General features: G+C 49.2%; 21 protein-coding genes and 1 pseudogene. All 22 read right to left on the reverse strand.

Annotation, left to right across the window (positions count from 1 at the left end; all coding sequences use genetic code 11):
* Nucleotides 1–71 precede the first annotated feature (71 nt).
* Nucleotides 72–335 (reverse strand): annotated as a pseudogene (locus NFU03_RS05705) (helix-turn-helix domain-containing protein); the annotation flags it as partial.
* Between the two features lie 200 nt (nt 336–535).
* Nucleotides 536–1,033, reverse strand: a complete 498-nt coding sequence (locus NFU03_RS05710; protein WP_251636909.1) for a P-loop nucleotide/nucleoside kinase family protein — start codon at nt 1,031–1,033, stop codon at nt 536–538.
* A 95-nt stretch (nt 1,034–1,128) separates the two neighbouring features.
* A complete protein-coding gene (locus tag NFU03_RS05715) occupies nt 1,129–1,593 on the reverse strand; it encodes an ASCH domain-containing protein (protein WP_251636913.1) in 465 nt (154 codons plus the stop codon).
* 168 nt (nt 1,594–1,761) lie between these two features.
* Nucleotides 1,762–2,607 (reverse strand): GNAT family N-acetyltransferase, encoded by an 846-nt coding sequence (locus tag NFU03_RS05720; protein WP_251636916.1) that lies wholly within the window; start codon nt 2,605–2,607, stop codon nt 1,762–1,764.
* Nucleotides 2,588–3,088 carry a DUF4279 domain-containing protein gene (locus NFU03_RS05725; RefSeq protein ID WP_251636918.1) on the reverse strand — a complete coding sequence of 167 codons (501 nt, stop codon included), beginning with the start codon at nt 3,086–3,088 and terminating at the stop codon, nt 2,588–2,590. The genes NFU03_RS05720 and NFU03_RS05725 overlap by 20 nt, the downstream gene beginning before the upstream one ends.
* A gap of 18 nt (nt 3,089–3,106) precedes the next feature.
* Nucleotides 3,107–3,589, reverse strand: coding sequence for a YbaK/EbsC family protein (locus NFU03_RS05730; RefSeq protein ID WP_251636920.1), 483 nt, complete (start codon nt 3,587–3,589; stop codon nt 3,107–3,109).
* Between the two features lie 2 nt (nt 3,590–3,591).
* Entirely contained in the window at nt 3,592–4,227 is a 636-nt protein-coding gene (locus tag NFU03_RS05735; protein ID WP_251636922.1) for an HAD family hydrolase, read from the reverse strand.
* Between the two features lie 73 nt (nt 4,228–4,300).
* On the reverse strand, nt 4,301–4,984 hold the full coding sequence (locus NFU03_RS05740; protein WP_251636924.1) for an HAD family hydrolase: 684 nt from the start codon (nt 4,982–4,984) through the stop codon (nt 4,301–4,303).
* Between the two features lie 46 nt (nt 4,985–5,030).
* Nucleotides 5,031–5,588, reverse strand: coding sequence for an AAA family ATPase (locus NFU03_RS05745; protein WP_251636925.1), 558 nt, complete (start codon nt 5,586–5,588; stop codon nt 5,031–5,033).
* 31 nt (nt 5,589–5,619) lie between these two features.
* The gene (locus NFU03_RS05750; protein WP_251636926.1) at nt 5,620–6,078 is read right to left on the reverse strand and encodes a GNAT family N-acetyltransferase; all 459 of its coding nucleotides are present in this window, start codon (nt 6,076–6,078) and stop codon (nt 5,620–5,622) included.
* Entirely contained in the window at nt 6,053–7,384 is a 1,332-nt protein-coding gene (locus NFU03_RS05755; protein WP_251636927.1) for an acyl-CoA thioesterase/bile acid-CoA:amino acid N-acyltransferase family protein, read from the reverse strand. Before NFU03_RS05755 ends, NFU03_RS05750 begins: the two co-directional genes overlap by 26 nt.
* Nucleotides 7,385–7,409: 25 nt before the next feature.
* Nucleotides 7,410–8,381, reverse strand: coding sequence for an NAD(P)H-dependent flavin oxidoreductase (locus NFU03_RS05760; protein WP_251636928.1), 972 nt, complete (start codon nt 8,379–8,381; stop codon nt 7,410–7,412).
* A 40-nt stretch (nt 8,382–8,421) separates the two neighbouring features.
* Nucleotides 8,422–8,970, reverse strand: a complete 549-nt coding sequence (locus tag NFU03_RS05765; RefSeq protein WP_251636929.1) for a short-chain dehydrogenase — start codon at nt 8,968–8,970, stop codon at nt 8,422–8,424.
* Between the two features lie 80 nt (nt 8,971–9,050).
* Entirely contained in the window at nt 9,051–9,959 is a 909-nt protein-coding gene (locus NFU03_RS05770; protein WP_251636930.1) for a hypothetical protein, read from the reverse strand.
* Between the two features lie 63 nt (nt 9,960–10,022).
* A complete protein-coding gene (locus NFU03_RS05775) occupies nt 10,023–10,607 on the reverse strand; it encodes a dienelactone hydrolase family protein (RefSeq protein ID WP_251636931.1) in 585 nt (194 codons plus the stop codon).
* A gap of 45 nt (nt 10,608–10,652) precedes the next feature.
* Nucleotides 10,653–11,054, reverse strand: coding sequence for a VOC family protein (locus tag NFU03_RS05780; RefSeq protein WP_251636933.1), 402 nt, complete (start codon nt 11,052–11,054; stop codon nt 10,653–10,655).
* Nucleotides 11,055–11,107: 53 nt separating this feature from the next.
* Nucleotides 11,108–11,824 (reverse strand): class I SAM-dependent methyltransferase, encoded by a 717-nt coding sequence (locus NFU03_RS05785; protein WP_251636935.1) that lies wholly within the window; start codon nt 11,822–11,824, stop codon nt 11,108–11,110.
* A 142-nt stretch (nt 11,825–11,966) separates the two neighbouring features.
* On the reverse strand, nt 11,967–12,416 hold the full coding sequence (locus NFU03_RS05790) for an NUDIX hydrolase (protein ID WP_251636937.1): 450 nt from the start codon (nt 12,414–12,416) through the stop codon (nt 11,967–11,969).
* Between the two features lie 62 nt (nt 12,417–12,478).
* Entirely contained in the window at nt 12,479–12,853 is a 375-nt protein-coding gene (locus NFU03_RS05795; protein WP_309296254.1) for a group-specific protein, read from the reverse strand.
* 52 nt (nt 12,854–12,905) lie between these two features.
* The gene (locus NFU03_RS05800) at nt 12,906–13,433 is read right to left on the reverse strand and encodes a histidine phosphatase family protein (protein ID WP_251636938.1); all 528 of its coding nucleotides are present in this window, start codon (nt 13,431–13,433) and stop codon (nt 12,906–12,908) included.
* 49 nt (nt 13,434–13,482) lie between these two features.
* Complete coding sequence (gene aac(6'), locus NFU03_RS05805; protein ID WP_251636941.1) at nt 13,483–13,941, reverse strand: aminoglycoside 6'-N-acetyltransferase; 459 nt, start codon at nt 13,939–13,941, stop codon at nt 13,483–13,485.
* Nucleotides 13,942–13,958: 17 nt separating this feature from the next.
* Nucleotides 13,959–14,990, reverse strand: coding sequence for a S66 family peptidase (locus NFU03_RS05810; protein ID WP_251636943.1), 1,032 nt, complete (start codon nt 14,988–14,990; stop codon nt 13,959–13,961).
* Between the last annotated feature and the right edge of the window lie 3 nt (nt 14,991–14,993).

Consider the following 14,993-nt stretch of genomic DNA (forward strand, 5'->3'; position numbering starts at 1 on the left):
AAAACAAGATGATTGGCAAGGACCTACATTTTTAATTGCCGAAACATACATTTTCTACTTGCCAAATACATAAAATAAGCTTTCAAATCCACAAACTTCAATTGCTTACTATCTTGAATTATCTTTTCCGTCAAATCCTCATCACTCCTTAATAATTCATCGATAGTGATATCAAACAGATTACTTAATTCAATTATCACTTCGATGCTGGGATAATTTTTACCAGTTTCCCATTTTGAAACTGACTGACGACTAACATATATTTTTTCAGCGAGATCAACTTGTGACCAATTTCTTTTTTCTCTTTCCCTTTTCAATCGTTCGCCGAAAATCATAGTGTTCATCTCCTTTCCTTCTCCCAGTATTATTGGAGCAAGATGTTAAAGTAAAGATAGTTATGGGTGCATCAAGGTGCAACACAAGGTTGCCCCTCTCTTATCCCACGATATGGCCCGATTGCGATATTGGGGCATTTGCTTCTAAACAATTGCTCTCTTTTGTTGAAATGTACCACAATATTGTATTGAAATCCTGATTATTCTTCTTCTCTAAACTCTAAAATATTTAAACCCTCAGACGCTTCTGGTGCTTCAAAAAAATTAGTAACATGAGTAAACACCGCTTCCGTGTCAAAGTCAGCTCTTTCAGGTTGTTCGTTACGTCTTCGTGCAATTTGGCGTAAACATTGCTCGGTATTTAGATTAAGGTAGACTAGTTGATGGCCAGAATTGACATCTAACACCATATCTAAAAACCATTTTCGCTGCTTTTGAGTGTTAGCTGGAAAATCCATGACTACATTTGTACCGACGCTTAACATATTTTGGACATGGTCTCTCACCAACGGTTTAATCTGCGCCGAAAACTTTAGATAATCCTCAAATGATTCGATTTGATTGGGATAAAGAGATGAAAGCCACTCATCCTCAGATAATAATACTGCATGTTTATCTACTGCCATTTGTTTTGATTTAGTTGATTTTCCTGCGCCCATTTTCCCGCAGAAAAAGTATAACATCCCCAATTGTTTCATTCTATACCTCCAAGTTTTTTATTAGTTGCTGCTCCAACTGGCCCGTGTGCGATATTGGCGTGATTTGTTTGGCAGCAATTGCGCCCCTCTCTTGCTTAAGACTCGACCGGCTGTTCATCATTTACATGAATTACTTCAAAGCGTTCACAAACAAGAAGCATATCCTCCGAAAATTCACGTTCAATTGAAATTAGTTCATTTCTAAAAAATTCCTCATGTGCTTCCCACCAATATCGGTAAGTCCTATCACCTTCGCCCTCCGCAATAGCAAACTCCTCACTAACCTTATTCATTGGAGTTATCATAACCTCTACAGTCTTAGTGATTACTACGGGCTTATCCTCACTATTTAAAATAATATTGTAATCTTCCGTTGTTGGGAGTGGTTCGTTTTCGAGTTCATAGAAAATGTGGCCTGAACATGTTGCAGTCTTAATGCCTTCTGCTACTAAGCCTGCAAGGTAATCAGGGGAAGCCCCGAAATGCCATGCACTAACAGATTGCGGTTTCTCTTGATTCCCCCAATATTCATTCCAGTATGTCTGTGCAGCTTGATTCATACTCCTTACCTCCACTAGTTTTGTCTTTATCGGACTGAATGGCCCGATTGCAAAGTAAGCCCCCTCTGAAGCTGCTTCTCGGCATGCACTCCGCCATTCCTTTTATTGTTACCCGTTGTATTGGAAGTCATTGCAAAGTGAAGAGAGTTCTACAGGGTTCTATAAATCTTATTCAAACACCAAGTGGACAGAATCCGCGATCCGGCGGTAGCCGATCTCCTGGTAGATTTTGTTGGATGTCGGATTGGCGAGGTCAGTGTACAGGACGCAGAAGTCATATTCCTTCAGCAGTTCCGCAGAACAGGCGGCGACCATCGTGCGGCCGTAGCCTTTCCGGCGTTCCTCTTTCGGCGTGTATACGAGTGAGACCGTGACGCCGTGCGCTGTCGGCCTCGCTTTTTTCATCATGGACACGATTCTTCCGCCGTCTACCCATAGAAAGACTTCCCGGTTTCCGACGAATTGAGCGGCTTTGTCCCGGGCGACTTCCTTCAATGACATGGGCAGGCCGCAATCCTGCTCGAATTCCGTGAACCATTTTTCGACGAGCGGAAGATCCGGCTCCTCTGCATAGCGGAACCGGCCTGGACTGGGGACAAGCCCAGTCGTCACTTCGTCGAGCCGGTAAATCCCCTGATCCATCGCGACTCGGATGGATTGACCGGTCGTCCCCGCCCATTTTTCTGCCAGGGGACGAACGTAAGTGTTCATACCGATCATACCTGACGGATGGACACCGTTATCTGTCAAACCGCTCACGATTGTATCGATAACATCCTCTGTCCGGGTTTCCCTGGTCAGGACGACTTGAAGTGGATGCGGCGGCGTCATCTGCAGCAATGCCGTCAAACGGCCGTCCTCTTCCACTGTAGCCTGAAAGTATTCCGGATACTTCCCCGCTTGGATCGCTTCTGACACTCCTTGCATCAGGCTCAGACTGTCTTCATGCTGCCGCAGGAACGGCATGCCTATCTCTGCGAAATCATCAGTGTTTTCATATACCGTCCATTCCATCAGTGTCTCCCCTTCCCTGCATTGCAACCGGGCTGTCTACCGGATAGATATACATATCCACTTCTATTTCAGTCCCCGTCTCGTAACAGAACCGGATCACTTCTTCAGGAAACCGCAGCAGCGGTGGTTCCTCTCCGTGTATACTTGGCACAATCACCAGTGAAAACGAAACCTCGTATTGTTTTTTGATCTTCCGAAGCATTGCAATCTTATCTTCCAGGATTCGGACTATTTCCAGGCATTGCGCCTCGGCGTCCAGCCTTCCGGCAGATGACCGCACTGCGGACCAGCTTGAGAACAAGAAGATTGAGCCGTTCTTGCGCTGCTCTCCGTACGCATGTGAGCGGAAGGGCTGCAGCCTGAGCAGACTGGTGATTGCCTGCGGATCGAACCGGCCTTTCGCCGTTGCGACAAGTCCCCGGTGATCAATCACTCCCCTGCTGTCGATACCGAAATACGTGTAACTATTCGTATACTCCATACGCTGCCTCCCCTGTCATTATTCTGCAACAACCCGGATAACCTTCCCTTTCGTCATACCCGCCAATTCGTCAGGTGTCAGCTGGAACACGGCTTTCGGATGGCCGGCCGCTGCCCAGATGCAGTGGAACCGGAAGAGGTCTTCATCGATGAACGTCACGATCGGCTCGCTGTGGCCAATCGGAGGAACGCCGCCGATGACATATCCGGTATGCTCGTTCACGAACGCTGCATCCGCTTTACCCAGCTTGCCATCTACATGGGCTTCCACCAGTTGCTCGCTGACGCGGTTGACGCCGCTTGCGACCGCCAGTACCGGGCGGTCAGACGGTTTCAGCCGGAAGATGATCGACTTGGCGATCTGTGCGACTTCACAGCCGATTGTATCGGCTGCTTCCTGCGCCGTCCGTGTACTGTCAGGCAGCTGCTCGACTTGGTTGTCAAACCCCGACTGACGCAGGGTTTCCTGCACTTTTGCGACACTGCTGTGTAATTCAATCATCTTTATTCCTCCTCGTGTAATTTCAGCAGCTCCAGCACATCCACCGGCTGCTTTAAAATGTAATCTGCCGCTTCGAACCGTTCCGTCGTTTTGGATCCCCATAACGCAAGCGCGAAGGGGACGCCGGCGCTGTGTGCGCACTGCATGTCATAGATCGAGTCGCCGATGTAAAGCGCCCCTTCCTTCTCAGCACCGAGTGTTTCCAGGCACCGCAGCAGCGGGTCCGGATGAGGCTTATGCTTTTCCGTGTCACTCGCCGAAACGATACAATCGAAGTGAGGGCTCAGTCCGAACGGGTCGAATTCATGGCGGACTTCCTGTGCCGTTTTCGAGGTGACAATCCCTAAGCGCAGCGGACTCTCCGCCAGCTGTGCGACCACTTCCGCCGCTCCTTCAAACAGCCGCACGCTGTCCGAGAACTCCAGCACTGTCTCCGACCACGTCGCGAGGACGCGTTCAGGATTGGCAATCTCCAGCTGTTTCAGTGTGTCCATGCCCGGAATTCCGAGGGCAAACCGTAAATCGTCCTGTGAGTACGCATGTCCTTCTTCCTGCAGTACTTTCTGAAGTGAATTCAAAATAGCTTCTTCCGAGTCGATCAGTGTTCCGTCAACGTCAAAAACAATGGTAGTAAACATATGTATTTCCTCCCTTAGATGGAATTGAGGATTCAGCCGTCGTGTCCGCTATCCTTGTTGGAAGCATAGGCTTTCATCCCTTGGTTTCCAATGAAACGGTTTGGCTCAGTTGAGGGATAATGCCTTTCAACTCGAGCAGATCACGGATGACGATATCGGCATGGACCAGTTCATCTTCTTGCGCGAAGTCAAACCGGCATCCGATCGCCGTCAGTCCATTGTCCTTGGCTGCGTTAATATCCGACAGACGATCCCCGACAACGGCGGCATCAGCCAAGCTGTATTTCTCGATGATTGCCCGGACAAGATCCGATTTACTGGATGAGTCGATTTGTTGAATGCTGAACGTCTCCGTCACCCACGTATCGAGCGCATAATAGTGCACAATTGCACTCAAATACTCAACCAATCCATTGCTCGCAATGAAGATCGAACATCCTTGTTCTTTCAAAAAGCGGAGAGCCTCCAGAGCATTCGGATACAGTGCCCCCTCCCCGCAGCGTATATTATCGATCAGCCGCTCAAGAAAATAAGCATCCGTATATGATCGTTCTTCAAGGGAATGATCAGGCAGCAGTGTTTGCCAAACTTGCGGAAGCGGCACACCCATAATGTCCCGATATTGAGCAAGAGGCGTTTCCCCCTGCCATTTTTGTAAGGAACGCAAATGCTGGAACGTGTCTTCCAGAGCATTTTCCAAAATCGTATCGGTTTGAAATAGCGTTCCGTCTATGTCGAAAATGATAGGTATGGTCATGTTGTCCCCCTGATATTTAATTAAGCCTATACACCGCTAATTCATTCTATAGTCGGAAATTATCCTTAATGAATGCGGCTACCTGCTCTGCACTTGTATCTGTATTATCGATTCGCAAGTAGTTCTCTTTTTCTATCTCGTTTTCATGAGAATTCAACCTGTATTGAGCCATCGATGCTTGTAATTCTTTCTCGGACCATTCAACATTTCTTTTCGAAGGCTTATGTTCAAGCCGGTTGTATGACTTATTACGCTCCAGGCGTGTGTCTGTCCCGGCTTCTAGCTCTACAAAATAAAGAGAAGCTTTTTGAGATTCAAAAATATCACATATTTCATTTACAAAATCCCAATCCTCCTGCTGGTCAAAAGCCCAGACATACGTGAAAATCAAGCCATAAATATTACTAGCAGCAGCTGTTTTGAAAATTTCTTTTCTGAAAAGGGTAGATAACTTCCAAAGACTTGGACTGAAACCGAAAATAGGTTCAAGCAGCTCGATGGTCATATGATTATGGAAGAGCTTTAGATTAGTTTTCTTAGCCAACTCTTGGCCGACTGTCATTTTGCCGACAGCTTGAGGACCAAAAATAAGAATAAATTTCATGGAACTCCTCCTAATATGAAATTATATGAAACTACAAATCCTGCGACAACCGGATCATATCACGGCAGTGAATGCCGTTTTCCATGATTTTCTCCGAATAATGCCTGATGAAGAAATCCTGATCCACTCCCACTATCCGAAACCCGCATTTTTGATAGAGGGCCAACTGGCTGACGCTTGAATTGCCTGTCCCGACTTCAAGTGTTTGACAGCCTCTTTTCGCCGCTTCCTGCACAGCATCCAGCACGAGCTGTTTACCGAACCCTTTGCCGTGATGCTCTTCGGCCACAGCCACATTCACAAGCTCTACAGTTCCGGGCCGTGTCGGCAGCAGCACATAGACGCCGATTGGCTGCTGGTCGAGTTCAGCAATGTAGCTGCTCCCCCTGCCGACGTACTCTTCAACGATATCCAGTGAAGGGTCTGCCAGCAGCAGCAGCTCCATCGGCGGCGTTTCGTGTTCCTTACATTTGCGGATCTGCAATGGCATGTGTGCCTCCTCCTAACCTTTGTGAGTTGCTCATGGCAGCCGGATTCCCCGCCAGATGTGTTTGAAGAAAATGGACCAATTCGTGCCATGCCCGGTATTGTGCGGCGGCATTCGCTGCCGGTGTGCCTCCAAGCGAAAGCGTCATCCCGTTTCCATAGGAAGAAACGGCAGATTGACTCGTCGGCATACCCGGTACCCCGAGCGAGTGGCCTGCATCCGGATAGCAGTTATGCACGGCATCGAAAGGATGATGGTATCTTTTCAACCGGTCAATCACTCGTTCAGACAGCCAATCTGCCGGCCATAATCGGTCATCCCCGCCGGATAGTAAAAGGACCGGGCCTTTGATTCGTTCCACTGGAATTTCAGCGGAAGTCTCTCCCGTTTCCCAGTACTTGTATGTATCCCGCCAGGAAATCGGAGTATTCTGCCGTTTCGCCCGCTGTACGTCTGCAGTGACTTCATCCGGCACCTTTCCATATGCAAAAGGAAGGGGCTCCCCGTTCACTTGCCAAGATGATCCCGGTGTCCGTCCAAGGCCCGGGTAGACCACGCCGCTCGGCACGAAGGCAGCAACGGCTTTGATTGCCGGGAAAAAAGAAGCACTCAACAGGGCCAGTTCTCCACCTTTTGACGTACCGACAACTCCGAGCTTCCCCATTTGGACATCGGGCTGACCGCGCAGCCATTCGATCGCTCTGCCGACAGTCTCGATCGGAACGTTGACGAGTTCTTCCGGCAGTCCCTCCAGACCGAAATAAGCGAGCGCCAATGCATTAAATCCATGGGAAGCTAACAGGGCGGCTGTACTTTCCCTCAAGCCGCCTTCGGAACCGCCGAGGACAACGATTGTCGGACGCAGATCGCCTGCAGCGTGCCGAAAGAACGTGCCGATAAGATCATCTTCGCGGACAGGAAGCCGCTCAATTCCCGGAGCAACCAGCTGACGGCTGACCGGTTCAGAAGCCAGAACTTTTCCCTCATTCATCAAAGTGAATTCCGTTACGAGCGCCTTTAAAGGTGTTCTTTCCCGACGCTCGGCATTCGGCACAGGTGTCATAGACCAAAACAGACCGGCCGCATCGGCAGACGAATACGAGCCGGCCAGCGGTTCTGCAGCTGCCAAGTCGATTTCCCCGTTGCCATCTGCTCTGTACTTCGCAGATGATTCCCATTTCGTGCCGAGGTTGTCATACATGGCGGCATGAATCGTGAAAACTCCGCCCGGTGTAAGATTACCTGCACGCAGCCACACAGGCGTGTCCAATAATGGACTGTCTTGACGCACGTGAATGAATGGCTTCACAACAGCTGCCTCCTATCTGTTCCGATCAATTGGGCTTCCCGACAATACCCGTCAGCCTTGCCAGTCCGGTTTCCGCCGTCTGAATCATGTTGTCAAAGAGTTCCTGAACCGTCGGAATGTCATCGATCAGTCCGATCACCTGGCCGCCCCACCCGAAACCGGCTGTCTCATCGCCTTCATGGATGTAGTGGCAGTTTGCTTTTCCGCTGATCGATTCTTTCAGTTCTTCGTAGCCGGCACCTTGTTTCTCTTTTTCGATGATGCCTTCCGTAAACTCGGACTTCAGCACGCGTCCCGGCGCGCCAAGAGTCCTCTTGATAATGACCGTATCCGTCTCGGTCCCCTCGACAATCGCCTGCTTGTAGACATCGTGCGCATGGACGCATTCCTGAGTCGCGATGAACCGCGTGCCCATTTCAATTCCTTCCGCGCCTAACGCAAATGCAGCGAGCAGGCCGCGTCCGTCACCGATGCCGCCGCTTGCCAGGACGGGAATGGAAACCGCGTCAGCGACACGAGGTGTTAGCACGACGGTACCGATATCTTCGCGTCCCAGATGCCCGCCGCCTTCCTGGCCGACCGCCATGACGATGTCCGCCCCCAGCTCCTCGGCTTTCTGCGCCTGCCGGACGCCTGCAACAAGCACGAGCGTTTTCATGTCCACGTCGCGGAGCCGCTCAAAAACAGGCTTCGGATTGCCGCCTGTGATCGATATGGCGGGCACCTTCTCCTCGATCGCCACTTCCAGCAGCTCTTCGTACTTACCGTCATGCCTGGCAATCGCGAAATTGACCGCAAACGGTTTATCGGTCAGCGTGCGGACTTTCCGGATCTCCTCCCGCAGCCTTTCAGGCGTCCTCAATGTAGCCGCCGTAATCTGTCCGAGACCGCCTGCGTTCGATACTGCTGCCGCAAGTTCCGCATAGGCCAAATACGCAAGCCCTCCCTGGACGATGGGATACTTGATGCCCAGAATTTCTGTCACACGTGTTTTCATTGGCTGAACACTCCTTTCATATATACAGAAAATGAACCGCTCATTGCCAATCAGTATGCGGTTCGACTTGTCCCACAGTCATCCGTTCCGTCCGCTGCCGGATCGCATCCAGCACACCATCGGAAATCTCCTGGTTAGTCAACCAGCGAGGATGGCCATTGTCGAGCACAAAGCCCAGTTGCACTTGCGAATACAAACAGTTAGCAGGCACAATCAAGCTTCGTTTGACCTCCTCCGCATTCGCCTGGCTGCCAAGAACGTGGTATAACTCCCAATTGTCATAATCCATTGAAACTTCCTGCAGAAGCAGCGGAAGAGCAGATACAGCGTCAGAGTGAATCCAAGCAACGACAGTCCCAATGGGGCCGTTTTGGTGAATGGCTTCCTTTATCTTCATGCGTAACAGAAGATCGTCTTTGTAATCGACGAGCAAAGGGGTAACCCGTTCTGAATTACTTACCCTTTTCACCAGCTCATTCATTCGTTCGGCGCTGCGAGCAATGATGGAGACATGGTAACCGGCAGATACCAGCCATTGGGATACACCTGATAACATGCCGGTTCCGCCGACGACTAATGCATGTTTCATTGCAGTCACCTCCCGCTAGTTGTTGTCGCTTGTCCTGCCCTCTCATTTACATTTCAAGAACCCGATAGCTTTCAATAAGTTCACTCAAAAACTTTTAACGGTACAACTTTTTTCTGGTATGTAATCAACGTCGCGCAAGGCGCGAATGGAAACCGCTTCAGCACTTCCGTCGCATACGGATCCGTTGTATCGAATTCTCCTATAAGTGTGTGAATATGATGTATCGCTGCGTAATAAAGTTGGTGCCTCACCAGTTCAGAAAGGATGGAGGGATCCGCCTCCTTGATATAGCCACACCAGCCAAGTTCATAAGCGCCAACCTTTTCAGAGGTGTGAAGAAACGAATACGCGATGATTTCATCAGCTTTCGTATCCATCCATACGAAACTTCCATCTTCAATGGTGTCTTCCGCAAACACGACTTGTTCCCATTCGGAAACCGATCTGTCGGCAGGTGGATTCACCTGATGTGTTTCTTCATAAATCCGCTTTGCTAAGGAAACAACTTGCATGCGTGCGTCTTCCGACAGTTCAGCAATCGATTGTACAGCCTGGCCGTCAAGTCGCTTTTCAGGCGGTTCCTCCAACGGCACATGGGATAAGAGAAGTTCCGGCATATACGTCCGTCTGATTTCAGTAAATCCATTTCCGGTATAGACAGATTTCAATCCGGGCGCTGTTTCCCAGATGGACGTCTGCAATGGGTAGGAAAGAGCCTCGTAACGGTCCGCTTCCGCAAGAAGGCTGCTAAGCGACTCATCATCTGCCAGTTCAGGATCACTCACGGTTTTGATATACGTGCAATGGGGATGAAAGCGGCTTTTCCAGCCGAACAGGACAGCTGCAAGCTTTCCCTGCACCTCGGCTGAAAACGCAAACTCACACTTGTTATCCTGTAGCAACTCAAGCAAAGTCTCCTCTTCAAAAGACAAATGAAACAACCGTGCTGCTTGCGCTTTATCTTGGGAGCTAAAACTTCGTATGATCATACTGGGCAAATCTCCTTCCTATTTAAAAGTAAAGAAATGAAGAGGAGTATCCCGGACTTCCTCTTATTTGTCGTCCAATCGCTCCAAAAACAAAAGTACCCGCTCGATCATCTGTGCAGTCGCAGCAGAGTCGTAGCCTGGCTGACTGTTATCTGCGAAAAAATGCTGGTTCCCGGTATAGAGGAACAGTTCACCACTGTCCGATGTCTCGGTTATCTCCCGGGCCGCTTCCAGATCTCCTTCGTCTGCGAAAAACGGATCCTCCTTCATTCCATGGACTTGCAAGGGAAGTTTCGCAGGCCATGGACCGCCAAACTCCTCGGCAGGTGCGCACGAAGCGATAAAAAGGGCACCTGCTGCGCCCGCTCTTGTCTGGGCAAGCTGCTGAGCGGCCATCACGCCGAGGGAGTATCCGGCATAGACGACAGACGGCTGCACATCTTCCGCTGCCTGCCGAACGCGCTCCATCAGAGTCTCAAATCCTATCTCTTTCACGAAAGCGAAGCCTTCCTCAATCGTTTCAAATATTCTGCCCTCGAACAGGTCCGGGGTGTGAAGCGTGTGTCCTGCTTGTTCCAGTACTTCTGCCAAGTGCAGAATCCCGGCTGTACGCCCAAGTACATGGTGAAAAAGTAAAACGTCTGCCATAGGACGGCCTCCTCTGTCTGATTCTGTTTTAAGTATTCATTCAATTTAGACGAAAGGAAGATCCAGCTGCCAGGAAACGCCAAATCGGTCATTCAGCCAGCCAAACTTCCGGCTGAACCCGTAATCACCTAACGGCATGAGCGCCTGCCCGCCCTCCAACAACTTTTCGTAAAGCGTGTCGATCTCCGCCTCGGACTCACACGTTAGGAAAATGGAAAAGGACGGCGTAAAGTCGAACGCATGGCTCACGTTACTGTCAATGCACATGAACTCCTGACCTTTCAGGTGGAATAGCGCCCGCATGACAGTCCCTTCATCTCCCGCTTCGCCTGCTCCATAACGCACAATGTTCGTAATGCCTGACTCTTCGATAAGGGAAACATAAAAATTCATCGCTTCCTCTGCCTGTCCTCCTTGGAACATCAAAAACGGAGTGACTTTCTTCATTGCCGCATCTTCCTTTCTTTCTTTAAAGGATTAAAAATCGGTAGTTTCTTGAATCATTTTACTGCATGGAATATAAAAGATTGCGATTTTGCAGTAGCTGGTTCAAACTGCCAGTCCGAGTATATTTCAATAGAAGAAAAGCCGGACATTTGCAAGGACTCGCGAATTTCTTCCAGTGTACGGAACCGCAGCTGCATCCTTTCCCGTATTAGTGTTTCCCCAGTATGAACAGTTTTTACAGTTTCGTAGAACGTGAAGACGTCTCCTTCGAAGCCTTCGTAATCTGTCCAAATCTCAAGGGGATCTCCAGTTGTCATGTCATTCGCAACATCAGGCGTTAAGTCCTTTTCCCACTGTTCCCACGCTTTTGCCAATGGATTGCGAGTGTCGAAAATAAAATGTCCGCCGGGGTTCAGTGATCGATAAACATCCGAAACGACTTGCCTCCAACTTTCATCTGTCAGGAATACTTGCGCTACATTCGCAGTCATAACTACCGCATCATACGCACTTGCTTCCAGTTGCCTGCTGTCACCGACAATCCAAGTCACGTCATTTGCATACGTTTTTTTCTTCGCGTATTCAAGAGCCTCTTCGTTAGGATCGATCGCAGTGATCGTATAGCCTGCTTTAGAAAAATGGGTCGTCAGTCTTCCTGTTCCGCACCCTAGGTCAGCAATCTGGTCGGGGTTCACTTTCCGCAACAGATCCAAGAAAAATTCATCGTCTCTCGCCCACCTGTTGACTTGGTCATAAACAATCGGAATCACGTGCTCACCTTCTTTTCTTGTATTCTTCAATTTCAGTCGTACGGATTTGTCGATCAGCGGCTATAGAGGTGAAGTGGAATGCTGAATGGCCGCCACTGTTTGTGTACAGGTTTTGCGGAAGATTCGCTTCATCGGTGGATAGCTAGCGGTCGTTTCTATTGGCTGAAAGCAAGTCCAATAGGTTTTCCGGCACAAGGCGTTTTCTTCCTGTCCGAAACGTCTGAATGGGAAGTCGTAGCACTTTAAAAACATGACCGTTATCCTCTATTCCTTCAAACGATTCCTTCGTGTTGAATAAGTCATCGATAAAGGAAGCATCATAGACGCGAACAATCTCGTGACCTGTCCTTCCGTTGAATGTAAATATGTTTTCCAGTGTCCCTAAATAAGTAAGTTCGGTGACATCTGCGCCTAGTTCTTCTTTCATCTCCCGGATAAGTGCTTCTTCGCTGCTCTCGCCAAATTCAATGCCGCCTCCGATCGGACGATAAAAATGTTCCTTTTTCACCGGATCATACCCTTCTGCGACAAGAATGGTATCACCCTGACGGAATATACAAATAACGAGCGGCCGAATACTCCCTTCTTTCATACACTTCCCATCTCCTTTGATACCTGTATCCGCAAGATCATCCAGTGTTGGCGACAAAACGTTCAGGTAACCAATAGTTGTTTCACTGTAATAGTATCGATCAGCTCATCAATAGAACCCGTACATTTCTCTACGTTTGATAAGTGATAAAAGGTACTTGTTGTTTCAAAATTATCGATAAGGTCATCAGGTGAGTAAAGATAAATCGTTTTACCTTGACCGAGTGCAAGGCCAAACTCAATATGGCTCCCTTTGCCGGCGGGCAACAATACGACAAGAAAATCAGCATTGATTACTGCCTGTTTTTCCTTGATTCCTATTTCTCGCAAATCCTCGATGGTTACAGCCCGGTCATTTGTTGTCCAATCATAGGTATGAACAAACCCATTGTCTGTTAATCGCCTACTTACATGGCGAACTGCATCGATATTCGTCAAGCTCGATGCACAATAAAATGTTGTGATCGAAAACCCTCCTCTCCTTAAAAACTCAGCCTTTTGAACCGCACGTCATCTCCAGCTGATTCCAGCACGAAATGTCAGGATTAGTAAGGTCAGCCCAGTCCTCAAACCCAAATTGGTTATCTAATCGATTGAGGAGCAACGCCAGCAGATTCCCGTGAGTAACAATCAAGGTGGTGGCCAAATGATTCCTAAAAGCCTCATCGACAACTGAGACAATCCTGACCGCCGCTTCTGCACTGGACTCGCCGCCGTCAAACTTCAAATCGGGATTATCGAACGTTTTCTTTAATTTATCCAGCCAATCGTGAAGTGGGACACCGCTGAGTCGTCGCTCTTCCAATCGGGCATCCGTTTCAATGACAAGTTGCTTTCGATCGGCGAAAGGCTGGACCGTTTGGATAGCTCGCTTGAACGGACTGGAAATAATGCGGTCCACTTGAAGGTTCCCGAAGAAATCAGCCAGATCCTCAGCTTGTACCCCCTCTTTTGTCAGCGGCGCCTCTGGTGACTGTCCCTCCGCTTGGCAATGACGAACCATATATATTCTCTTCAACGGATTTCCTCCTTGTTTGCAATCAACACCTGAGAAATTAAGCGCCCTTCTATGGGGAGAGTACGCCGGAATCCCCCAAGCTTTTCGTGAAACAAACAATCCGGTTAGCTTCCTGGAATCCTAACTTCAGATGCATCGCAAGACTTCCTTCGTTGTCCAGTTCACAGTCGCTGGCGAATTCTTGGCAGCCTTTATGCTTGGCCCACTTCTCACACATAGTTATCAGCTTTTTCGCAATCCCCTGTTCGCGGAATTTTTCTTTCACGAACAGTCCTTCCAAATAGCCGACCGGGCTGGAACTAGTGCCTTCCACGTAGTCATGGCGCAACTGGCATTGAGCAAAACCGACAGGCTGTCCATCATGAAGAGCGAGAAAAATTGCCGCATCGGATTGCGTGAGTATCTGCTCCATTTCTTCGCGAAGTTCCTCCCCCGTATGATCCGGCCAAAGCAGCAGCGCAAGCTCTGCTACTTCATTTGCGTCTTGTAAGGTTGCTTTTCTAATCATATTTTCCTCCCGGATGTTTACTTCACTGCGCTTTCTAGGATGGTAAAGGACGTTTGATCACAGTCGATTTCCGTTAGTGCTCCATACGGCAGGATGAATTTTGGTTCGGTGTGGCCAAAATTCAAATTATAGAGGATCGGCAGCTCTTCCAAGTTGTATTCTTTCATAACTTTGCTGATTTCCTCTTTGTACTCCTCATAATACTTCTCGTCTTGCGGCTTGCCGAAAATTATCCCGTTCGCTTGCTGTAAGATTTCCTGGGCTGCATAATTCCTCAGCCAATAGCGGATGAGGTCAGGTTTCGGCTTCTCTTCGGATGTTTCGAAGAACAAAATGCTGTTTTTCCAGTAGTCCATGTCCGGCCACAGTTCGGTTCCTTTTACAAATTCGAGCACCTCCATGCAGCCGCCGATCAGCCGGCCCTGCACCGTGCCGGAGCCCTGCAGCAGCTCAACCCCGCTGTTTTCCTGCATGTTTCGTCGTTTAGCTTTGTTCTCTTCGATCCATTCCAATCGCTCACTCGTCCACTGATCCGCTGCTTGGATCACGCCGACCGGCTCATCCGAAAACAGCGTCCGGTTTACCATTTCCACAGTGTAGGGGTCCATCTCCACGTTTTCCGCAAAGTCGGTCAGGATGGCAGGTCCGTACATCGAAGACAACCCGGCTTTGTGACAGAACATATGTGAAACCGTAACATCCGAGTAGCCCATGAAAACTTTGGGATTGTCGCGGATGACGTCAAAATTCATGTACGGCAGAAGTCGGATGCTGTCCTCCCCGCCTATATTCGCAATGATTCCTTTGATAGTGTCATCCCGGAATGCAGTCATAATGTCTTCCGCACGTGCTTCCGGGTGGTCGTATAGATAGTCCCCACCCTTCAAACTGTTGGGCATCGGTACCACTTCCAAGCCGAACACTTCCTCCAGACGCTGTACTCCCTGCTCATACCGCCAGCGCAGCTGTGGATCTCCGGCGCCGCCCCACGAAGGGCTGACGGTTGCTATGCGGTCTCCTCGCTGTAACTTGTTTGGTTTGTTCAGCATATG

This window comes from Sporosarcina sp. NCCP-2716, from assembly GCF_023707985.1.
Taxonomy (GTDB): Bacteria; Bacillota; Bacilli; order Bacillales_A; family Planococcaceae; genus Sporosarcina.